At 34.7% G+C, this 23830-nt stretch carries 14 protein-coding genes; 3 read left to right on the top strand and 11 right to left on the bottom strand.

The features are described from left to right. Window positions 1-51 precede the first annotated feature (51 nt). Window positions 52-1023 (bottom strand): type I phosphomannose isomerase catalytic subunit, encoded by a 972-nt coding sequence (locus V6246_RS17360; RefSeq protein ID WP_341561726.1) that lies wholly within the window; start codon window positions 1021-1023, stop codon window positions 52-54. A gap of 18 nt (window positions 1024-1041) precedes the next feature. Continuing rightward, entirely contained in the window at window positions 1042-2058 is a 1017-nt protein-coding gene (locus tag V6246_RS17355) for a LacI family DNA-binding transcriptional regulator (protein ID WP_341561725.1), read from the bottom strand. Window positions 2059-2186: 128 nt separating this feature from the next. Between V6246_RS17355 and kduI the strand changes: the two genes are divergently transcribed. The 3 genes from kduI to V6246_RS17340 are packed head-to-tail and all read left to right on the top strand — an operon-like array spanning window position 2187 to window position 5021. Beyond that, on the top strand, window positions 2187-3029 hold the full coding sequence (kduI, locus tag V6246_RS17350) for a 5-dehydro-4-deoxy-D-glucuronate isomerase (protein WP_042506448.1): 843 nt from the start codon (window positions 2187-2189) through the stop codon (window positions 3027-3029). Window positions 3030-3034: 5 nt separating this feature from the next. Then, a complete protein-coding gene (locus V6246_RS17345) occupies window positions 3035-3829 on the top strand; it encodes a gluconate 5-dehydrogenase (RefSeq protein ID WP_341561724.1) in 795 nt (264 codons plus the stop codon). Window positions 3830-3845: 16 nt separating this feature from the next. After that, window positions 3846-5021: a DUF4861 family protein gene (locus V6246_RS17340; protein WP_341561723.1), complete on the top strand. Its 1176-nt coding sequence runs from the start codon at window positions 3846-3848 to the stop codon at window positions 5019-5021. Window positions 5022-5101: 80 nt separating this feature from the next. Here the strand turns inward: V6246_RS17340 and V6246_RS17335 are convergent, their stop codons facing one another. The 9 genes from V6246_RS17335 to V6246_RS17295 form a co-directional block, all read right to left on the bottom strand. Next, a complete protein-coding gene (locus tag V6246_RS17335) occupies window positions 5102-6682 on the bottom strand; it encodes a solute:sodium symporter family transporter (RefSeq protein ID WP_341561722.1) in 1581 nt (526 codons plus the stop codon). A gap of 157 nt (window positions 6683-6839) precedes the next feature. Beyond that, window positions 6840-7718 (bottom strand): inositol oxygenase family protein, encoded by an 879-nt coding sequence (locus V6246_RS17330; protein WP_341561721.1) that lies wholly within the window; start codon window positions 7716-7718, stop codon window positions 6840-6842. A gap of 106 nt (window positions 7719-7824) precedes the next feature. After that, window positions 7825-11859, bottom strand: a complete 4035-nt coding sequence (locus V6246_RS17325; RefSeq protein ID WP_341561720.1) for a two-component regulator propeller domain-containing protein — start codon at window positions 11857-11859, stop codon at window positions 7825-7827. 22 nt (window positions 11860-11881) lie between these two features. Then, window positions 11882-13723, bottom strand: a complete 1842-nt coding sequence (locus V6246_RS17320) for a metallophosphoesterase (RefSeq protein ID WP_341561719.1) — start codon at window positions 13721-13723, stop codon at window positions 11882-11884. 8 nt (window positions 13724-13731) lie between these two features. Next, a complete protein-coding gene (locus tag V6246_RS17315) occupies window positions 13732-16728 on the bottom strand; it encodes a glycosyl hydrolase 115 family protein (protein ID WP_341561718.1) in 2997 nt (998 codons plus the stop codon). A gap of 106 nt (window positions 16729-16834) precedes the next feature. Next, window positions 16835-18457: a sialate O-acetylesterase gene (locus tag V6246_RS17310; RefSeq protein WP_341561717.1), complete on the bottom strand. Its 1623-nt coding sequence runs from the start codon at window positions 18455-18457 to the stop codon at window positions 16835-16837. A gap of 15 nt (window positions 18458-18472) precedes the next feature. Beyond that, window positions 18473-21034, bottom strand: coding sequence for a glycoside hydrolase family 3 C-terminal domain-containing protein (locus tag V6246_RS17305; protein WP_341561716.1), 2562 nt, complete (start codon window positions 21032-21034; stop codon window positions 18473-18475). Window positions 21035-21062: 28 nt separating this feature from the next. Then, a complete protein-coding gene (locus V6246_RS17300) occupies window positions 21063-22481 on the bottom strand; it encodes an alpha-L-fucosidase (protein ID WP_341561715.1) in 1419 nt (472 codons plus the stop codon). 36 nt (window positions 22482-22517) lie between these two features. Next, window positions 22518-23819: an alpha-L-fucosidase gene (locus tag V6246_RS17295; RefSeq protein WP_341561714.1), complete on the bottom strand. Its 1302-nt coding sequence runs from the start codon at window positions 23817-23819 to the stop codon at window positions 22518-22520. Window positions 23820-23830: the final 11 nt, after the last annotated feature.

The raw sequence follows: 23830 nt of genomic DNA, 5'->3' as shown, positions 1-23830 counted from the left end.
TATAAAAAACTTTGCTTTACTAATATTATTTTTAACTAATGTCTCGAAAGATTAAAGATAGATCTCTAATAAATCGGCTTGAGAGGCAGTAATTTTAACAGCATTAACCGTGGCTGGCAACAATATAGTTTCTCCTGTATTTAAGGTATAAGTATCATCGGCATGGCTAATTTCTAAACTTCCGCTAACGCACATATAAATTACAAAAGAATCTAGGTTAGAATAATCTTTCTCTAACTCGTTTTCAACTTTAATAAAGTTTGTTTTAAAATAAGGAGAATGCACTAATTTGTTAGCCGTATTCGCCTTAGTTTCATAACTTGTTTTAAACTCGCTATGGTAAGTAAAATCTATAGCATCTAAAGCTTGATCGTTGTGTAACTCACGCTCTTTACCCGTTGTAGCATCTACTCTATTATAATCGTAAATACGGTAAGTAACATCCGAGGTTTGTTGAATTTCAGCTAATAAAACACCAGATCCAATAGCATGAATTCTTCCCGTAGGAATGTAAAACGTATCGCCTTTTGCAACCGTTTCGTGATGCATAACATTTAAAATGGTATCATCTTCTAAATGTTTTTGGTATTCTTCTTTATCAATTTCTTTTTCGAAACCAACAATAAGTTCTGCATCTTTATCAGCTTGCATAACATACCACATTTCGTTTTTCCCGAATGAGTTATGACGCTCTTTTGCTAACTCATTACTTGGGTGTACTTGTATAGACAACGGTGTTTTTGCATCAATAAATTTAATAAGTAACGGGAAATCTTCACCAAAAGCTTCATAAACAGCTTCACCAACAAAATCACCTTTATAAGTATTAATTAATTGTTTAAGTGTTTGCCCTTTAAGCTCGCCATTTAGCACCTGAGTTTCATCGCCTTTTACATCCGAAATTTCCCAAGATTCACCAATACTACTTTCTGTATACTCTTTATTAAGTTGTGTTTTTAATTTTTCGCCACCCCATAATCTGTATTTGTATAGCGGTTCGAATTTTAATGGATATAGTTTCATTATAGTTGTGTTTAAAAGTTATTTTTTAGATGAATTTCTTTCTATTAAATGAGTATCTATTAATATGGTTTGTCCCTTTTGTGGTGTTTCTTTAGTTAAAATTTGCTTCAGTATTAACTCCGAAGCTACTTTCCCTATTTCAAAACCAGATTGATCTATCGTGGTTAACGATGGTTCAATAACACTAGAAACAGGCTCGTTACTAAAACCAACAAAAGCGATAGCATCGGGTATTTTAATTTGCAACTCCTTGGTATGTTTCATGGCACCAATAGCCGATAAATCGTTAGCACAAAACACGGCATCAATAGGCAGTTTTTTTGCTAGTAATTTTTGCATACTAATATAACCATCTTGCTCCATAAGTCGAGAGCTAATAACATATTCTTCTTTAAAGGTTAAATTATTTTTCTTTAAAGCTGCTTTATAGCCTTCAAATCTATTTTTATAAATTTCCAACTCCTGCGGTCCTGACAGATGAGCAATATGCTTACAGCCCTTTGATATTAAATGCTGTGTAGCATCGTAACCGCCTTTAAAATCATCAATTAGCACATTACTAAAGCCAGGAATATCACAATGCCTATCGAAAAATATAAGCGGAATATTACTATTTTTTAAAGCTTCTAAATGGTCGTAATTCATGGTTTCCATAGACACCGAAATTAATAAACCATCTACCCTATTTGCAAGTAAACCGCCAACTATTTTTTTCTCGCGCTCTAATTGTTCTAAAGATTGACAAATAATAACATTATAACCAGCTAAATACGCTGTTTCTTCAATACCCTGAATGGCCGATGAAAAAAAGTGTCGAGATATTCTTGGCACCACAACACCAATAGTGTTAGTAATGTTTTTTCGCAAATTAGACGCCAACATATTACGTTGGTATCCTAATTCTTCAGCTTTAGCTAAAATTTTATCTTTTGTAGCACGAGTTACTCGTGGACTATCATTTAAGGCTCGTGATACGGTAGAACTATCAATTCCTAGAGCCTTGGCAATGTCGTGTATGGTGGGTTTGTTATTCAATAGTAAATTGAAAAATTAAGTTTAGCGTTCACAAATATAACAAAATCCAATCGATTGTATTTGGATTTTATTTATTATATTTACATCGTTAAAAAAAATTATACAATCATATATAAAAACTAAATACCATGAAAACCAATTATGAAGTACGCTACGCAGCATCACCACAAGATGTTAAATCGTATGATACTACTAGACTAAGAGACGAATTTTTAATTGATAACTTAATGTCTCCAGATGAAGTAAACTTGGTGTACTCTCACTATGATAGATTTATTTCTGGAAGTGCTGTTCCTGTAAAAGAAGCTTTAACGTTAGAAGCTATCGATCCGTTAAAGGCCGATTACTTTTTAGAACGTCGCGAATTAGGAATCATTAACATTGGTGGTTCTGGTACTGTTACCGTAGACGGAACTGTTTACGAATTAGATAACCGCGAAGCATTATATGTTGGTAAAGGTAACAAAGAGGTTGTTTTTGCTAGCAAATCGGCTAACGAACCTGCTTTATTTTACTTAAACTCTACACCTGCTCACAAAGCATATCCAAACAAAAAAATTGGAATTAACGATGTAGAAGTTGTACAATTAGGTGCACCTGAAACTGCAAATGCAAGAACACTTAGAAAGTATATTGTAAACAGCGTTGTAGATGTTTGCCAATTACAAATGGGAATGACCGAATTAAAACCAGGATCTGTTTGGAATACTATGCCTGCACACGTGCATGACAGACGTATGGAAGTTTATTTCTATTTTGATGTACCTGCAGAACAATCTGTATGTCACTTTATGGGACAACCACAAGAAACGCGTCATATCTGGATGCAAAATAACCAAGCCGTTATTTCTCCAGCATGGTCTGTACACTCTGGATCTGGAACTAGTAACTACACTTTTATTTGGGGAATGGCTGGTGAAAACTTAGACTACGGAGATATGGATCACTGTAAAATAACTGAATTAAAATAATAAAAATGTCTATAAACTTATTCGATTTAACAGGAAAAGTAGCCCTTATTACAGGTGGTACTCACGGCTTAGGACAAGCCATGGCTGAAGGTTTAGGTAACGCTGGTGCCACTTTGGTAATCAACGGTGCATCATCGCAAGACAAACTAAATACAGCTGTAGAACATTATAAATCTCTAGGCATTAATGCTTCTGGATATCTTTTTGATGTTACAGATGAAGCTCAAGTTATTAAAAACATTGCAGCTATAGAAAAAGAAGTTGGTAACATTGATATTCTTGTAAACAATGCAGGTATTATTAAAAGAACGCCTCTTGAAGAAATGGAAGTTGCAGATTTTGAAGCTGTAATTAAAGTAGATTTAGTAAGTCCGTTTATTATGTCTAAACATGTTGTAAGAGGCATGATTAAACGTAAAGAAGGAAAAATAATCAACATTTGCTCCATGATGAGTGAACTTGGTAGAAGTACTGTTGGTGCTTATGCAGCTGCAAAAGGTGGTTTAAAAATGCTAACGCAAAACATGGCTACCGAATGGGCTAAACACAACATACAAACTAACGGTATTGGACCAGGTTATTTTGCAACTACGCAAACCGCTCCAATTCGTGTAGATGGTCATCCATTTAACGATTTCATTATTAACCGTACACCTGCTGCACGTTGGGGAGACCCAAAAGATTTACAAGGTGCTGCTATATTTCTAAGCTCAAAAGCTAGTGATTTTGTTAACGGACAAGTGGTTTATGTTGATGGTGGTATTTTAGCGACTATCGGAAAACCTTCAAACGAAGATTAATTTAAATTCAGTATTTATGAAAAGAAATAAAATATTAGCCGGTATTTTTTGTGCCGCTATACTTTCTTCATGTAATCAAAAAGAAGAAATAAAATCTATTGTTGTTAAAAACACTTTAGATTTTGAAAAAACTTTTGAAACTGTTGAATTATCAAAAGCATTTTTAAGCGTTACCGATCTTACAACGGTTGGAATTCGTGATGCCAAAGATGGAACTTTACAAGTAACGCAAACGGTAGATAATGATGGCGACGGCACAATGGACGAGATTTTATTTCAACCTAAAATAGCTGCAAATTCAGAAAAAACGTTTGAAATTGTTACCATTACAGAAGCTGAACAACCAAAAGCTGAAGAACTTTGTTATTCTCGTTTTGTACCAGAACGTACAGACGATTATACTTGGGAAAACAATAAAGTAGCCTTCCGTGTTTATGGGCCTGTTGCTCAAAAAATGATTGAAGACGGCACACCTGGAGGCACACTTTCTAGTGGTGTAGATGCTTGGTTAAAAAAAGTAGAATATCCAATTATAAATAATTGGTATAAAAAGAATTCTATTAAACCTGGCGCTTATCATGAAGCTTCTCCGGAAGGTCGCGATAATTTCCATGTAGGTGTTAGTAGAGGTGTTGGTGGTATTGCTGTAAAAGCAGATACAACTTACTATTTCTCTAAAAACTACACACAATGGCGCACCATTACTACGGGGCCACTTAGAACTAGTTTTCACTTAGAATATGCAAATTGGGATGCTAACGGAAAGTTGATAAAAGAATCTAAAACTATTAGTTTAGATTTAGGAAACAACTTCTCGAAATTCACAACAAGCATTGAAGGAGCCGATACTATTTATGCTGGCTTAACGCTACATGAAAAAGATGGTAAAGTTACCGGAAGCGATGATAATGGATGGGTAAGCTACTGGCAACCACACTTTGAAACCGAATTAGCAACAGCTATTGTAGCGCCTAAAGGAACATTTCTAGGTTACGAAACTTATGATACCGAACAAACGGATTTAAGTAACGCTTACGCGGAATTAAAAGTAACTAATAACGAAGTAGTTTATTACGCTGGATTTACTTGGAGCGAAAGCAACCAATTTAAAAATAGCCAAGAATGGGAAGCTTATTTAGATATGTTTTCTAAACAAATTAACACTCCTTTAGAAGTTGTTTTGAATAAATAAATTCAACACTATTTCTAAATCATTTTATTAAAGTGATTGTTTCTACTCTTTTATTAAAAGAATGAAACAATCACTTTTTTTTATGAAGCATTTCCTAATAAAATATAAATAGCAACCGTTACTACGCAAAGCATAATAGCCATTGGTTTTGTATACTTCCAAGTTTTCATTTCTACAAACACAATATTGTCTTGCTGCATTTCTTGGGTTGGTGGATAAAAGTACGATACCGCAAACATCACTACCAGATTTAAAACAAACTCTATTCCCCAAATATGCACAAAATGAATATCTACTTTAAAGATAAACGTTGTTAGAATATAAAATGTTAAGCCTACAAACAAAGCCACCTTTGCTCCCATAGCCGAAATACTCTTCAGAAAAAAACCGGCTAACATAATAGAAGCAATCGGGATAAAGAAAATACCATTAAGTTGTTGCAATAATTGATACAAGCCATCTGGTGCATTAGCGACCATTGGAGCTACCAAAATTGCGAAAATTGCTAATATTAAAGAGGTAAGCTTCCCTACTTTTACCAATTTTCTATCACTACAATTTTTACCAAAATGACGCTTAAAAACATCAATACTAAAAATAGTAGCCGCACTATTTAAAACACTATTAAAGGTACTTAAAACAGCTCCCATAACAATAGCAGCAAATATACCTACTAGGCCTACTGGTAATACTTTTTTAATTAATTCTGGGTAAATCATATCTTGGTTTTCATACATAGAATCTCCAAAATAATAAAACCCAATAACGCCTGGTAGAATAATGATAATTGGCACTAAAATTTTCAAAACACCTGTATATAAAAGTCCTTTTTGGGCTTCAACTAAATTCTTCGCCCCTAAGGCACGCTGAATTATAGTTTGATTCATACTCCAAAAATACAGCTGATTGATAATTAATCCAGTAAACAACACTTCGAATGGTAAAACCGAATCTTTAGCACCAATTACATTAAATTTTTCAGGGCTATGGTTATAGACCTTAGTTAATCCGGCTAATGGATTCCCATCACCAATACTAACTAAAGCAATTAACGGAATAGCCAAACCGCCAATAAGTAGTCCGTAACCATTAATAGTATCAGAAACCGCTACAGCTTTTAAACCACCAAAAATGGCATAAATAGAACCTAAAATCCCCACGGCAACTACAGTAATCCAAAGACCTTCTTTTTTAGAAACTTCTAATACTTCCGATACGTTAAAAATACTTTCTAAATTTATAGCGCCTGTATACAAAACAATAGGTAACAAGGTTACAATAAAGGAAATCATTAAAAACAATGCGACTAACGTTCTCGTGGTACTATCAAATCGTTTTTCTAAATATTCGGGTATGGTTGTTAAGCCCATTTTTAAATATTTGGGCACAAAATAAATGGCTGCAACCACTAAGGCTAAAGCCGAAGTTACTTCCCAAGCAATTATAATAAATCCATTTTTGTATGATGATCCATTCATACCTATCAAATGCTCTGTTGAGATATTGGTAAGCAACATAGAACCCGCAATAACGACTCCTGTTAGGCTTCTTCCGCCAAGGAAATAGCCATCTTTTGAGTTTAATTTTTCTTTCCGAAGTTTATACCAAGAATAAAAGGCAACAAAGAGCGTAAAGCCTATAAACGTAAGCGCAGTATACATAAAGTTAGTTTAGTGGTTAGTTGGTGTTGAAGTTTAACAAGCGCTAATTTCAACAAAAATTAATTTGCCAAATTGTTGATGCATTATCACAATCCGACAAATTAATTATAAACGCTAATCTCACTTAGCGTTTGGTTGGTTTTAGTTTTAAAAGTTACTAGAACTTTAAGGTCTCAGGTAAATATTTTGATACCAAATCTTTATAATATGGTAAAAGTTCTTCTGCATTTGGTGGTACAGGAGCTTTAGAATACAAATCGTATGGGTTAAATGCTTTTACCCATTCAAACATTTCCACATCTTTTTCATTCATTAAATGCGTATAACCATTCTCTCTATGTTGCGAGTAAAATGAATGATAGCGTATAATATACAATGCCGGATCTGGTAAATAATCTTTCATTATTTGATACAAATACTCGTCGTGTCCCCAACTCATTTTCACGTTGTCTAGCCCACAATTAGGTGTATAAACACCGTATTTAGTATTGAAACGCGTATTTGAATAATCTGGATTTGCTTTAAAAAATTCTGGATAAACAATTTTATCTGAATACGCACAACCTACCGGAAACGTATCTCCAACAACCGCCCATTGTGGTTCTCCAAAAAGACATAGAATCTTACCTAAATCGTGAATAAAACCTGTAAGCACAAACCAATCGGGATGACCATCGGCTCGAATAGCTTCTGAGGTTTGTAAAAGGTGTTGTAATTGATCTAAATCGATATCAGGATCACTATCATCAACCAAAGTATTTAAAAAATCTACGGCACCCCAAATAGACATTTCCTTTCTATCGAACTTTAAAAACTCCGCTTCCTTCTTACAAACAAAATCGTAAGTTTGAAGTTCATGATTAATTTTATAAAATTCGCGTACGGTATCTAATCTTTCAGAATCTACATAATTCCTAAATTCTTCTTTCTCTTTTTTAGGTTCTTCCGGATCGGGATATCTATCTATTAAGTTCTCTTCCCAATCGTCAATATTCTCCATTGGATTTTGGAGATTTTTGTTCAAAGATTCTTTCATTGCTATAATGTGAATTAGTTTAATTTACTAATCGCAATTTAAAAGATAATGAATGGATTTAAATGGATTTATAAATCAAAAACATGGAGATATTAAAGCAAAAAGTCTATTTAAGCAGCTTACTTGGCGGATAACCAAACTGTTTCTTAAAGCAACGACTAAAGTACAACGGGTCGTTAAACCCAATTAAATCAGTCACTTCCGATACATTATGTTTTTTTGTTTTAAGTAATTGTACCGATTTTTTTAAACGAATGGTTCTAATAAACTCATTCGGGGCTAAATCTGTCAATTCTTTAATTTTTCGATATAATTTAGAAGAACTCACACCTAATTCTTCACATAAAAAACTAGTGGTTAAATCGGGTTTGCTAATATTATCTTCTATCAGTTTGGAGATTTTCTCCATTAAAACTTCATCTACCGGTGAGTGTGTTAGCAAACCAATTTCGCTATCAGCATCATCAGAAAACTTGGTCTTTAATTCAAGTCTAGATTTTATAATGTTAACCATTATAGATTTTAATAACGACGGATCAAAAGGTTTTACCAAATATCCATCCGCACCAACATTATACCCTTTTACTTTATCTTCATTTTCCGAAAGCGCAGTTAATAAAATTACAGGAATATGACTTATAAACTCATCATTTTTAAGCTCTTCGCAAAATTCAATACCATTCTTTACCGGCATCATAACATCGGCCACACATAGTATAGGTTTTACTTGTCGGCAAATTTGTAAACCTTCTTCCCCATTTTCTGCCTCGTAAACTTTGTAATAGTTAGATAGATAATCAATTAAATATTTTCGGAGTTCGGTATTATCTTCAACAACCAATATTTTCTCTTTAATCTCTGTATTTGTTGTTGTTTTTTTCAATGGAACCTTCGGAATTTGCTCCTGTTCTTCAATATTAGTCACAAATTCAAAAACTTCATTCTTACTATAAAGTTCTCTACTTATTGGGATTTCAAAAGAAAATACACTCCCTTTATTTGGCGTACTTTGCACAGATATAGTTCCTTTATGCAAATCGACCAAAGCTTTAACAAGCGATAAACCAATACCCGAACCCGTATTGTTTTCCTTACTATTTGTGGCTTGGTAAAAGCGCTTAAATATTTTTTCCTGACTTTTTTGTGGAATCCCAATACCATCATCACTAACCTCAACCACTAAATAGTCGCTGCTATCACTTTTTAAACGTACAAATAAATCGACATGCCCATATTTATTGGTAAACTTGATAGCGTTAGATAAAAGATTGTATAAAATTTTATCATACTTATCACGATCAATCCATCCGAAAAGCACCTCGTTTTCCGAATTAAAATTAAGTTGAATGTCTTTATTATAAGCAAACTCCTTAAAGGAATCAAAGGTGTTTTGTGTGTATTGTAAAATATCTGTACTCGATACTTTCAGCTTTAATTCTCCCGTTTGTGCTTTTCTAAAATCGAGTACTTGGTTTACTAAATTTAAAAGTCGACTTGCATTTTGATGAATTAAGTGATAACGACTTTTTTGATAGTCGCTACTATATTCCTTACTCTCTTCAATAAGTTGTTTTACCGGACCAATAATAAGCGTTAAAGGTGTTCTTAACTCGTGAGATATGTTGGTGAAAAATCTTAATTTCTCATTGTTTAATTTAATATCACGCTCTCTATTTACCTTCTCGGTCACCAATTCTTGCTTTAAACGCATACGGTTTTTAAAATCGCGCCTCACGAAATAAAGCACCAAACCTAAAAACAAAACAACCAAAAACAAAGCCTGATAGGTAAGCCAAAATGGACGTCCTATTTTAATTTTGTACGATACAATTGGGCTCCAATGCCCGTCACTATTGCACGATTTCATTTTAAAAACGTAATCGCCCGGAAATAAATTGGTGTATTGTACCGTTCGAGAATTACTATTTGTAGAAATCCATTTTTTATCGAAACCTTCTAACTGATACTCAAACTTATTTAGTTTTTCATTAGCATAAGATGGTGAAGAAAACTCAAGTGAAAAATTCCTGTTATTATAATTTAAGTCAATACTTTTTATTTGATTAAAATCTTCTTTCAAAGGGACTTCCTTATTGATTTCCATGCCTGGAACCAATATTTCATTTTGTATTTTAATTTCGGTTATTATAGGTTCGGGAGACAATTTATTCTCTTTAATGGTATAAGGTGAAAAATAAATAACGCCATTTTTTCCTCCTAAATAAATATTAGAATCTCTAAATTTATAAAAACCTCTAGAGCTAAAATAATCTAACCTATTACCACTATTTACGTGGTATATATTATAATCTAAACTACTAACATTTACTCTTGCAACACTGTTATTATTTACATTTAACCATAAATCGCCGTTGGTATCTACAAGTAAATCCGTTACCCATTTACCAGCTAATTCTTCAGGTTGTTTTAAAGGATAAAAGTCATTTTTTTCATTATCAAAATAACAAATTCCATTACGCGTAGCTGCCCAAAGTTTACCCGATTTATCGAAAACAATATCACTCACATTATCGTGAGCTAAACCTTTTCCTGTATCTAAAGATGATTTATAAATGGTTTGAGTGCCATTTTTTGCATTGTATTTTACAGCGCCTGTTTCTGTTGCAAACCAAATAACATCATCTTCACCTTTTATAATCTCGTTAATCTCACTACCAACTAATAATTTGGGTTGTTGAGTACTTAAAGCAATATTTTCAGTATCTAAAATTAATGCACCCTCACCAAACGAGCCAACAACCAGCTTGTTATTGCCTAAGTTTTCGAAAGTGACTATCGGAGATTCTTCAAAACCGATATATACCTCTTTTGAAGTCTTCTTTTCAAAATCGTAAATCAATATTTTACCATTCCATAACCCACAATAGAACACTTTCCCGTCCGGGGAATAAATACTAGCAATATCTATTTGATCTATTTCTAAAGGTATAAAACGATCTTCTTTTGATATGAAGAGCCCGTTATGTCGGGTGGCAACAATAATTTCATCGGTATATGTTTTTGAAAAACCACGGATTCTAGGCGCCTGATTCCCTATATATTCCGAAATATCTTTATTTAAGTTAAATTGATTTTCATAAGGATCGTACTTATCCAAACCATCTTCGGTACCAATCCACAAAATTCCAGAAGCATCAAAATATAAGGCAGAAACCAAATTATCTACTAAAGATGTTTGATCTGTTAAAACAGAATAATAGCGTTTAAAATCGCCTTGTGCAATGGCCTCTAGACTATCACAAACAATTAAACCTCCAAGGGTAGCAACCCAATATTTACCATCGGGACCTTGCACTACCGATAAAAAATAAGGTCCTAGCGCTTCTCTTGTTTCTTTGTTTTCAATATATAAATTTTCAAACTTATCTAGAGTCTTGTCAAGTTTATAAAGGCCTTTTCTTGTCCCAACAAAAATATCGTTTTTGGCATCTTCATATATAAAATACACATATGGGTTGGTTTCTATAGAATTAGGTATAGGCAATAAAAAAGTACTTATTTGCTGAATATTACCAACAGAATCTAAATTAATTTTTGCTATAGATGCCGTACCGTAACTACCAATCCAGATATGACCTTCAGAATCTTCAAAAATCTCTTTTACATAATTAAAATTCGGAAGGTTTACTTTTTCGAACCGCTCCTCGTCTGCATAAAACAAGAATACGCCATTGTCTTTTGTACCCACCCAAACACGATCGAAATTATCTACATAAATAGATCGAATTTCTTCGTCTTGTAAACTATTTGGGTTGTTGTCATCCTTTAAAAAAGTGGTGAATTTTTGAGTATCACAATCGAATAAAGTCAGTCCTTTTCGTGTACCAATCCAGATATTCCGCTCTTTCTCATCTAATTTTAAGGCTGTAATATCATTATCATTAATTTTATTTTCACCTTCAGAAGTGCTTAAATAAGACTGAAACTCGTAACCATCAAATCTATTTAATCCAGAAAAGGTACCAATCCATAAAAACCCACTTTTATCTTGAACCACATGGCGCACAGAATTATGAGACAACCCATCGTTATCATTATAATGTTCAAATTTGATGTTTTGAGCAAAACTGCTTAAAACAAACAAAAAAGAAAGGGGAAATATAATAAAACGTTTAATCATTAAATGGGTATTGTTTTAAGATTTATGGAGTAATATTTTTTATGGTATGGACTTCTAAATTTATTCTGAAATGATTGGAAGGTGCGCCTTTTCTACTTTTTTCAAAAATACGCAACCACAACTTCAGTTTTTCATCTGTAACATCTTTTAACTCTTCACAAATAAATTGATATGCCTTTAATCGATTTTCACCAATATCAGCGAAAGCTAATTGATCCGCGCTTCTCAATTTATAAAAATCGTTAACCATATCAAAACCTGTCCACGTTTCAAAAGCTTCCAGGGTTAAGTTGTTAGCTAATAAATGGGCGTTTAGTAATTCGGTTGATGTACTATTTTTTAATAACAAATCTTTTCCCGAAGTGGTTAAAAAACTATCAGCGAAAGCCTTAGGCCAATCGCTTGGCAAAAACCGAAGACGTACTAATTCTTTCAAGTGAAATTTAGTGAAATCTTTATAATTTTCGGTCGTTAATATGCCTTTATTCCATATTGTAGAAGAATCTGTTTCGCTCAAATAAGCGTATTCTTGCTCGTACAAAGGAAACAAACTATTAAAGTTTTTAGCTTTATTAATAATTACAGTTTTCACATCAAAATCAGTTTTCGATAGTATCGTTAACACTTTATATCCCGGAACGTATGCCGCTAATGATGGTGTTTGTATATTAAACAACGTATTGCCGTTTTTACTAGTTCGCACACCAGTATCGTTAATATGCATATGGCCTCCAAAATGTATTTGAATGCCTGCATCGACAAAAACCTCAGCAACATTGGCTTTAGGAACGCGATGCAGTTGCATTTTATTTTCTCCAAAAAAACTTTTCATCTCGTCGGAAGCATCATCGTTAAACTCAACCATAGGATAATGACTAAAAGCGATTAAAACCTTGCCTTTTTCTTTGGCTTGTGCTGCTACTTTTTTCACCCAAGCTATTAAATGTGTTTTCTGTAAAAGCACGTTATTGTAACCAATACTTGCTCCAGAAAAATCGTTTGGATTGGTTGATGACCCCGATAATTCTTTATTTGGCACATACACATTGGCATCGATTGCTAAAAGCCAAACACCATCGGTTGGCTCTACTAAATAACTAGCATCCGGATGCGCATTATATGCATCAATTTGATAGGTTCTTTTGTTTAAACCCGAAGCTTCTTCGGCTTTTTCAAAACTATATTCGTCGTAAGCATATTTAGAAAATGGCGTTTCCCAATACACATATTCTTTCTGAGGATAAAACCCGAATAAAGACATTTCATTCAAAATATCTTTATAACCCCATTTTTTTATTTCTGAAGTTATTATAGGTTCCAACTGACCCTCCGCAGTGTCTTTTAAATTTTTAACCGAACTTATTATAATTTGTTCCTGACCGCCTACGCCTAAAAAATCAGTTTTCCCCGCTTCTTGAGTAAATGGTTTTACCGGATCGTGATTTCCGGTAGTTGCAAAGAATAAAAGGCCATGCTTTTTAGAATAACTGTCCAATATTTTTCGCAATCCTTTGACGTGAACCGGTTGCCCATCGTCACTAAAATCACCTGGTAAAGCCACATATTTAATACCTCTCGCAACAATATCATCAAGAGCTTCTATAAATGCAAAGTAGTTTTCGTTGAATATTCTAGTGGATTGCAATTGCGCTTGCATAGTCCTGATATTAACAAAATTTCCTGTTTCCGGATTCTCGATACCTTTATAATTGGCATCTTCAAAATGGGCATAAATATCTTGAAAATGGGCATCGGCAATAAATGCTATTTGAATTGGAGCCGACTCACTTTTTATTTTTTTCTCACAAGAAAACAACAATGCTACAAGCAGAATACAAATACACTGATTATACAATTTATTCAAAATCCCAATTATTTTTTAACGGTTTCCTTCGGAAAAGCATAACTGGCTTTCCATCCTCCTAAATCTATTAACACCTGATCTATCATAACTCCCGGATCTACCATCCAAATTTTTAAAGTATGCATTCCTGCTTTATTTACTATTTGCTTCGCTTCTTTTACGGTGGCATTTTTAAGCACATTTTCTTTCCATGCATCACTACGGCCTTGAGTTTGAAAATCTACAATTACAGGCTCAGCATCATCAATAGCAACTGCACAACGGACACCAATACCTGCATGTGGCGCATGTGTTGGCACTGCTTGTAAATTCACTTGAGCTTCTCCGAAATTAAAAGTATAAAAATCATATTCTAAAACCGGACTATTCGCTTTTATTTCTTCAATATTAACATTTGGCTTCGCCGTTCGTGGTAAAGCTGTAATCACTTTATTGGTATAGCCCATACCTTCAAACAATTCCCATTTAGCTTCTTTTCCTGCATTTTTCCTTGTGAAATTTTCAGCATTTATAGACACATAGCCTTTATCTTCAACAAAGCCGTTGTAGTTTTTTAAAACTTCTAATTTAGGGTTATAAACTGAAACTCCTATTGTTGTTGTTTTTCCTTCGGAAATAAAATCGATGGCACTATTCATCTTAAAACTTGGTGGAATTAACTGAAAATCGTGTCCCAACGGTGCTTCTTTTTTGTTCTCGCCTTTTGGTACTTTATCCCAATCGATACTAACCCAAATTCTTTTTTCTACTTGACCTGAAGTAGTCTTTAAAACACCTTTTACTTCAGATAATTTTATCCAATCTACCTTTGGCTTAGCTTCCCAGTTTAGAGTTCCGTTGCCTTCGACAAAAACATCAATAAAATAACTGCTATTTGTGTATCTATTAAACACAGGCAACACATCTGCATAACTGTTTATAATTTCATCATTCACTTCCATTTGGTAACCTTCTAAAGCCAAACCTAACTTAGCTTTTTCTTCGGTTTGGACATTAGACGTCGCCGGTTGAGCAAAGACCGGTAAAAAACGAGGTGCCATCGTCATGATATGATTCCACTTCCCGTTTTGAAGTTTTGTATTGTAATATGATGTTTCCTTTTCAATACGATTAAAAGCATCTTTTGATAAAGCACCAAAGGCATTTGCACTCTGTCTACCTTGCCTGGCCGTAAATTTATTTTTGAAGCTATACAACCATTTCTGATTTAATTTTGAAGCGCCAATCACAGGATAATACACCAATTGATAGAATGCATCTTTTCTGTGTTCCGGTATACCATCATATAAATGTTCTGTAGTTTCAATGATGCTTTGATAGCTATTGATACGTTCTGAAACCTCATCACCATAATGATACTGAGTTAATTCGGTTTCGCCTTCTTTGGTAACCGGTTCCACTTGGCTCCAAGCCATAAACTCTGGTCGTCTAATATAGGCTAAGCGGTTATTTTCAAATAAAACATCGGTGATTTCAGAAGCAAATTCTTTTCCAAATTCACGTGCTGCCCAAGCGGTTGTATGTGTTTTTACAGCCGTACTTTTTTCAAAATCATCCATATCCCAAGCCATATCTAAAAATAGCTCGATGTTATATTCATGTGGTTTAATATCTCCGCAATTTAGAATCCAAATATCACGGGACTGAAACTCGTAAGCCTTAGACATTTCTTCCCACATTAAAACAGGATTAGTGGAGTTTAACCATAAATAGTCATGCGGTCTTCCCCAATATGAGGTATGGTAATACACACCTGCGCCACCTGGTCTAGTTTGTTCTTTTGGATTGCTTAATTGACGCATATAGCCGTAGTTATCATCCGTCCAAACAAGTGTAATATCTTCTGGTAATTTTAGTCCGCTTTGGTAATAATTCAATACTTCTTTGTAGGGTACAAAAGCTTGTGGAACCTCTGTTGGATTCTTTTTTGTTTCCTTTTTCAATATGGCACGTTGGTCTGTAATAACACGTTCTAATAAATGAACTTGCGCATCGGTATCATCTTCACCTACAATCATAGGCGAATCGTGCTCTCCACGCATGCCAACCGTATAAATACCATCGTATTTCGCGGTTTCTTTGGCTCGTTTAGTGAATAGATTTTTTATGGTTTCTGAATTGGTGTCATAACGATATTCGCCCATGGTATCATGTTTCCATTCCGTATTGATGTTACTCAACATAGGCTCTGCATGCGACGTTCCTATGACAATAGCATAATCATCTGCAACAAATTTATTTTCAGGATACGAGTAAAACGGTTTGGTACTCGAATGCATAGCAGGCCAAATCGTATTGGCTCTTAAACGCAATAATAACTCAAACACCTTAGCGTAAGTTTTCGGACCAATATCACTAGTTTCTGGTTCAAAATTTAATGCTGCCCAACGTTGCAATCCCCAATCTTCATCATTTAAAAAGATACCTCTGTATTTTACTGAAGGACTTTTGGATACCGTATTTTCAACTGTAATCTTTAACTCTTTTCTTTTTTCCGGAGTTACATCGGCCCACCATTCCCATGGAGATACACCAATTTCTCTAGACAATTCTAAAACACCATAAGCCGTACCTCTACGATCACTTCCCGCGATAACTAAAGCTTTATCGATACCTTTTATGGGGTTTTCTATAACTTGAATAGCATAACGTTCCCAATCATTTTTAAACTCAGTAACGTTTAATTTACCCGAAGCTATTAATTTGTCTATTATCGTATTTTCCCCAATAGTTCCTGCGATTATTACAGAAGAAGCTGTACTCGCTTTCGAAATTACTAAGGGCTTTGATCCTGTGATATTAAAAACATCATTTGCAAAAATATCCGAAGCTATAGATACCACTTTAGCATCTTTTTTATCAATTAAAACCGATATGGCATTACCGCCTTTTACAATTGAAAACTCCGAAATCTTACCATCTTGTGCTGTTAACACTAACACTTGAAAACAAGCCAAAAACAATCCTAAATATTTAAACATGCTTTTATATTTTAATTTTTTCATAAGTTCTTTTTCAACATATATTTAGATTTCAATTCAAATAAAGTTGACGCCATAAAAACTTATCAAAATAATCTGTTCTATAAAAGCTTGCCCGCTTTAGAACTTCTTATTTTTTGATTGTTTTTAAAAAAGCTTCCGCGTAGCGTTTGCCTAATAACCTCTGACTTTCTGAATTGAAATGTACAGCATCGCCTTTATCGACCAAATCATCGGTTTTAATAACCCACATATATTGATCTTCTTTAGCGTGCTCGTTTATAACAGAATTCATTTGCGACCATAGCGCATCTTTTTTGGAGTAGCTACCAAGTTCACCAACCAAAATAGGCAGCTTTTTATTCCCAACAGATTTTCTAAAGGTTTTAAAAAGTGCTGTTAAGTTTTCATCATGTTGAGGGATTTTTTTTGGATTAGCATCACTCTCACCTTGATGCCACAAGATGCCTTTTACCTTACCGTACTTTTTTGCTAGAGCAACTTTTTCTTTAAAATTTGATAATAATTTTACATCACGATGACTAACATCTCCAAGCCATTGACTTATCGAGCTTCCGCCAACAGCAGTTGGTATTAATAATACAGATGTGTTTTCTGGAATTTCTTCTAAAAGGTTTTTAGCAAAAGACAAACCGCTATCTAAACCTCCCATTTTTGGTTCGTAAAAATGAAGCGGCTCTTTAGCCAAAACGATTTCATTATTTTTATTTATAGTCAGCACACGGCTCGATGCTATAGTATCTTGCGGTTCTACATAACCACGACCAGCCATATTAGATTGTCCCGCCATTATAAAAACCCAAACATCTTTCTTTTTAGGAAGCGCTTTTGGTTTAACCTCAGCTTTCGGAAAATTATAGGTTCTGTCTTGCTTTGCTTTTTTAGCAGGCTTTGCGATATTCTTCAACCATTTTTCGGCTAATTTTGGCCAGATTTCGCCAGCTACATTTCCTTTACGTAAACCATAACCATGACCACCTTCTGGATAAACATGTAACTCTACTGGCGTTTTGTTATCGCGTAAAGCTTGCCCCATAACAAAACCACTATTGCCGTATTGATCATCTGCTGTTCCGAATATAAAAAACGGTGGTGTATTTTTATTTAAAGAAAAATCGGGATTTATTGTTTTATTTTCACCTTTATCTAAATAAGCTGGATAAATAAGCATGGTGAAATTAGACTTGCTCGATAAGTTATCTATAGCATCTTGAGGCTCATAAAAACTAGTGGTATCATTGGTTGAAGCTAAAGCAGACAAGTGTGCACCTGCTGAAAAACCAATAAGTCCAATTTTGTTGGTATCTAAATCAAATTCCGAAGCTTTACTTCTCACCACTTTTATAGCCCGTTGAATATCTTGAGAAGCTCCTTTTTGGTTTTTAGGAACTCGATATTGCAACACAAACGCAGTGTAACCTAAATTATTTAACCATTCGGCTATCTCGTAACCTTCCTTATCGATAGCCAAGATACCGTAACCGCCACCAGGGCAAACAATAATACCTGACTGAGATCCATTGGAATGTTTTGGTTTAAATACTGTAAGCGTTGGGTTGGTAACATCCGTTAACCTTATAACATTATTACTCGTGTTGTCCGTTTGCCTTGGTAATTGTTTTGGCCTCGACTCGTTGGGTACTTTATCAGGCCACAACGTAATAATGTCTTCCGTTTGAGCTGAAAGCAAACAAGTAAAAAAAAGACTAATAGTTAATAAGGCAAACTTCATAATGCAAAAGGGTTTTTATGGTTTTAAACGAAAACTTTTTTGCTGCTTAATGTCTTGAGACGATCCACCAATCATAAACTGATATTCGCCACTTGCAAAAGCCCACTGTTTCGTTTTTACATCCCAAAATTGCAATTCTTTTTTCGAAACTTCAAATTCTATCTGAGTTGATTTTCCTTTAGGCAAAAAAGCTCTTTTAAAACCGACTAATTTCTTCAAAGGTCTTTTAATTGAAGCCTTAGGTGCTTTGAAATATAATTGAGCCACCTCATCACCATCATAATCTCCAATATTCTCAACAGCCGTCGTGATTGTTAATGTGTCGTCTTTCTGCTTTATCTTCATGCCTTTGTATTCAAATTCAGAATAACTTAAACCATAACCAAACGGATAAAGCGCTTCACCTTCAAAATACATATAAGTTCTACCGTTAGAAACCTCATAATCGTCCATTGGAGGTAAATCTGCGATTGATTTATAAAAAGTAAACGGCAATCTTCCGGCAGGATTATAATCACCAAAAAGCACATCGGCAATGGCTTTTCCGCCAGATTCTCCTGGATACCATGCATCTATAATGGCAGGAATATTATCGTCCATCCAGTTAATAGCCAAAGAACTTCCTGCAACCAAAACAACTATAACATTCTTATTTTCGGCATAAATCTCTTTTAAGTAATTAACCTGATCTTCGGGTAATTTTAAATCTGTTCTATCTCGACCTTCTTTTTCTATAGACTTATTAATTCCCATAACAGCAATCACGTAATCACTTGCTCGGGCAACGGCTTTATCTTCCGCATATAAATCATCGGTTAAAGTTGGAACTTCCCATAATAACTGACAAATAGCATCGCCACCATTATCAAAATACTCTAATTTAATAGCGTATTTTTCACCAGCTTCCATTGTTATTTCAACTTGATCGGTAGTCATTCCGCGATTATGCCATTCGTCTACAACAAGTTTATTGTTTAGCCACAGTCGAACACCATCATCTGAATTAACACCTATTTTGTAAGTTCCCGAAAAGTTAGGCGTTATGTAGCCCGTCCATCTTATTGATTTATGTCTGTAATTGGTATACGGATCTGGCGGATTGTTTACAGGGTCGAAATTAACCACCTTATCTACGCGAGTTTGCGGCGTACCTTCTAGGAATTTATCATCATAATATTCTCCAAACAAGCCAGCTTCATCATTATCATCATTGCGTAAATTTTCAGCTTCAATAAGGTTTAAATTTCTAGCGGCGGTTTTCCATTTCACATACGTAACTTCAGCTTTATTACCAACCTTTTCCATTATCCCTTCCAACGGAGATATAGGTTTAATAACCGGCAAGCCACTATAATCGCCAAAAACAACCTGATTGGCATTGAAACCAACCACTGCTATTTTTTTAATAGCATTTACATCTAAAGGCAAAATGTTATTCTCATTTTTAAGAAGCACCATAGATTCTCTTGACGCCTCTAAAGCTAAATCTTGATGCTTATTTGAACCAATAACATCTGGTGAAATTTTGGTATAGGGATTGTTTTCTGTACTATCGAAAATCCCTAATTTAAAACGTGCGGTTAAGACTCTAGCCGTTGCTTTATTTATATTTTCTTCGGAAACTAAACCTTTTTTATAAGCCGAAAGTAAATATTTTGCATAAATATCATTCCCGCATTCTAGGTCTAAACCAGCTTCTATTGCTGCTTTTGCTGCGAGTTCTTTAGTATCTACATATTTATGCGATTTCACTAAATACGTCGGTGCTCCACAATCGCTTACCACATAACCTTTAAAACCCCATTCATCTCTTAAAACCGTATTTAGCAACCAATTATTTGCAGTACTTGGCACGCCATTAATAGCGTTGTAAGCACTCATTATAGATTGTGCATTGCCTTCTTGAACAGCTGCTTTGTAAGCTGGGAAATAATACTCTCGCAGTGCTCTTTCAGAAATATTAGCATTGTAAGCAAACCGATTATCTTCTTGATTATTGGCTACAAAATGTTTGGGAGTAGACACTACTTTTAAATAGTTCTCGTCATTTCCCTGCAACCCTTTTACAAAAGCAACCCCTATTTCACTAGTTAAATAAGGATCTTCACCGTACGTTTCTGGAGTTCTTCCCCACCGCGGATCTCGCGCCATATTGATAGTAGGCGACCAAAAGGTAAGTAAATCGCTGTATACATTTTTTTGATCTTTACCTTGGTTATAAAAGTTCCATTTTGCTCGGGCTTCATCTGAAATAGCTGAAGACACGTTATAAATTAAATCGGAATTCCAAGTCGCTGCTAAAGCTACAGCTTGCGGAAACACTGTAAAGCGCCCGCCTTTTACAACACCATGTAAAGCTTCGTTACCGTGATAATATTTTTCGACATCTAAACGTGGAATCGCTTCTGCGGTAGACACCAGCATCGATATTTTTTCTTCAACAGTTAATTGTTCCAACAAATCTTGAACACGCGTTTCAATAGGTAAGTCTTGATTTTGAAACGTATATTTAGTTTGGCCAAAACCTAGAATAGGCATAACAGACAAAACAAATATTATAACTCTTTTTAATACCATTTGAAAAATGAAATTATATGGATGTTTATTATTTTAACTCAATTTTAAATCCTGTAATAGGAATTTCAGCAGCAGTATAAACCGGCATTTTAATGCTTAATCCTGTTTTAGTTTGCTTCCATTTTACTTTATCGGTAGTATTTAATCGTGTTATCAATTTTATCTTATCGCCGTTCCCTAAAGCCAATGCTTTGATAACAACGTCCTTATCGGTAACACTGCACACGTAAGCATAAACAGCTCCGTCTTTTGAAGTAAACCTAACCTCTGGAAAAATAACTTTCGATGTGCCATCGTGTTCGTTATCTTTCATCGTGTTTTTTTCTTCGGAAAACTTAACCTTTCCGTTCTCTTTTGGTGTATCAACAAGACGTTCTCCTTGCACTTTCCAGGGTTTAGAACCGTAGATTCCTTCTGAATTTTGCTTAATCCACCCTCCCATTTCTGCCAAGCGTTCTTGAGCTAAATCTGTAATTTCTCCTTTTGCAGTTGGTCCGTTATTCAATAATAAATTCCCGCCTTTACTTACTATTTCTAAGAACTGACGCGTCATTAATTCTGAAGATTTATAAATGGTATCATATTCAATATACCCCCAGTTTTTCCCCATGGTAATACAAGCTTCCCAAGGTTCTACTTCCAGGCCATCAACAATTTCTTGCTCTGTCACTTTATAATCCCCAAAACCATGTTTAATTCGGCTATTTATAATACATTCCGGCTGAAGTTCAAGAATCAGTTCTCGTAATTCTTTACTTTCTTCTGGGCTAATTAATTCTGGTGTATCAAACCAAATCACATCAATTTTACCATATTGGGTAAGCAACTCTTTTATTTGCGGTTTCACCTTTCTTTCAAAATAACGGCTATAGACTTTAATATCTTCATCTGGATAATCTACTAGATTACTTCTACCACCTTTAAAAGGCCAATCGGTAGCCACATCTGGATCTTCCCAATCGCGACCCAATGAGTAATAAAACCCGAATTTCATGTCGTGTTTATGGCAAGCCGCAACGAGTTCCGTCATAGGGTCTTTGGCGTATGGTGTTTTTGTTTTTATATTATAATCGTTGGATGGTGAATCGAACATAGCAAAACCATCGTGATGTTTTGAGGTGATAATAATATACTTCATACCTGCCGCTTTAGCAGTAAGCACCCATTTTTCGGCATCGTAATTAACCGGATTAAAATCATCAGCTATAGTCGCATATTCTTTTAAAGATATTTTTTCATGAATCATGAAATGCTCATTTCCTTTTGCCACATGCCCTTTCCAGTACCCTGCGGTTTGAGAATACAATCCCCAATGCATAAACATACCAAATTTGGCATCTTTCCACCAATCCATTTTATCGGATGATTGTGCGAAGGCATTCGTTATAAAAACAAGTAAAAAACCTACACTGTAATAAAAATTTCTTCGGAATGGGCTCTGCTTCATTTTATGATAATTTGGATATTTTCTAACAATAAATACTTACTTAGTAATAAATTCTACGTTGGTTAACTTCACCACCACCGGGTTTGGCCAAATTTTATCGTTGTAAAGCCTTTGTGCTCTACTTATAGATATTTCGAGTAAATCTTCATGCTGAATAAATCGCGACGTTGGCGTGTTTTCTGGCCAATATTCCACCACTAAATCACTTTGTCCAAGCACCGAAATTGTGGTATTTTTAGTTGACCGCATGTTTTTCAAAAGAAAGTTTCGTCTAAAGCCTTTAAACCAGTTTTCTTGCCCTGTGATAAAAACATAAGCAGTGCTATCCTCTTTACCTTTTGTAAACCACATATCGCCATCTTTTACAATGGTTGGCACGGTTCTAACATTTTTAACGCCTTCTTCATTTACATACATCCATAACGCAATTTCGCGCAAACGCTCTTCTTGCTCTATCGGAATTTCTCCGTTAGGTTTCGGACCAATATTCATTAGAAAGTTACCGCCTTTTGCTCGGATTTCAATCAGTTTTTCTATTAATTCAGAGCCATCTTTATAATCTTCATTTGTAGGTTTGTATTGCCATTGCGTACCCATCGTCATACAAGTTTCCCATGGTCCCGGCATGGCGCCACCTGGAATTTTTTGTTCTGGTGTATTCATCTCACCACGAGTAACTACAATATCTGGTGCAATTTCATGAACATATTGCGCCATAGGCTTCGCCTGAAAGGCATCGAAAAACATAACATCTATAGGTCCGTAATTATCAATAATCTCTTTAACTTGAGTTTTATCGTATTCAAAAAGTTCTTTGTTAGCCGTTACTTGTGTCATTGGGCCTTTTCTAGAAATTAAATGCCCTTGTTTATGGATAAAACTGAAATCTTCTGGAGAAAAATAGATCCCCACTTTTAAATCGAATTTACGCAACGCTTTTACCAATTCCCCAACAATATCCTTTCCGTAAGGCGTATTCATAATATTGAAATCGGTAGTTTTAGTATCCCACATACAAAAACCATTATGGTGTTTTGCTGTAAAAACAACATACTCGGCTCCTGCTACTTTAAACAGACGTGCCCATTCTTCAGCATCAAATTTATTGGGATAAAATGTTTTAGGAAGTTCGTTAAAATATTTATTTACATAATCGTCTGAAGCCCCAACCAACGAATGACTAATAACACTCCCCAATTGAGAATCCATGCTCCAATGCACAAATATACCGAAGCCCATATCCATGAAATCTTCATTAAGTTCGGGCTTGTTTTTAAGTTGTGAAAAGGCTGAAAACGTTGTTAGTAAAATGAGTAGTATAGAAAATTTCAACTTCATAATTATAAATA

The sequence above is a fragment of the Algibacter sp. TI.3.09 genome (genome assembly GCF_038154905.1).
Lineage (GTDB): Bacteria > Bacteroidota > Bacteroidia > Flavobacteriales > Flavobacteriaceae > Algibacter.
Note: the sequence above shows the minus strand (reverse complement) of the source record. Positions and strands in the feature narration are given on the sequence as shown.

Excerpts from the sequence above, each read along its gene's own strand:
- V6246_RS17345 (WP_341561724.1), top strand. The coding sequence starts at position 3,035 with ATGTCTATAAACTTATTCGATTTAACAGGAAAAGTAGCCCTTATTACA.
- V6246_RS17335 (WP_341561722.1), bottom strand. The coding sequence starts at position 6,682 with ATGTATACTGCGCTTACGTTTATAGGCTTTACGCTCTTTGTTGCCTTT.
- V6246_RS17310 (WP_341561717.1), bottom strand. The coding sequence starts at position 18,457 with ATGAAGTTTGCCTTATTAACTATTAGTCTTTTTTTTACTTGTTTGCTT.
- V6246_RS17360 (WP_341561726.1), bottom strand. The coding sequence starts at position 1,023 with ATGAAACTATATCCATTAAAATTCGAACCGCTATACAAATACAGATTA.
- V6246_RS17295 (WP_341561714.1), bottom strand. The coding sequence starts at position 23,819 with ATGAAGTTGAAATTTTCTATACTACTCATTTTACTAACAACGTTTTCA.
- V6246_RS17315 (WP_341561718.1), bottom strand. The coding sequence starts at position 16,728 with ATGAAAAAATTAAAATATAAAAGCATGTTTAAATATTTAGGATTGTTT.
- kduI (WP_042506448.1), top strand. The coding sequence starts at position 2,187 with ATGAAAACCAATTATGAAGTACGCTACGCAGCATCACCACAAGATGTT.
- V6246_RS17325 (WP_341561720.1), bottom strand. The coding sequence starts at position 11,859 with ATGATTAAACGTTTTATTATATTTCCCCTTTCTTTTTTGTTTGTTTTA.
- V6246_RS17300 (WP_341561715.1), bottom strand. The coding sequence starts at position 22,481 with ATGAAGCAGAGCCCATTCCGAAGAAATTTTTATTACAGTGTAGGTTTT.
- V6246_RS17340 (WP_341561723.1), top strand. The coding sequence starts at position 3,846 with ATGAAAAGAAATAAAATATTAGCCGGTATTTTTTGTGCCGCTATACTT.
- V6246_RS17305 (WP_341561716.1), bottom strand. The coding sequence starts at position 21,034 with ATGGTATTAAAAAGAGTTATAATATTTGTTTTGTCTGTTATGCCTATT.
- V6246_RS17330 (WP_341561721.1), bottom strand. The coding sequence starts at position 7,718 with ATGAAAGAATCTTTGAACAAAAATCTCCAAAATCCAATGGAGAATATT.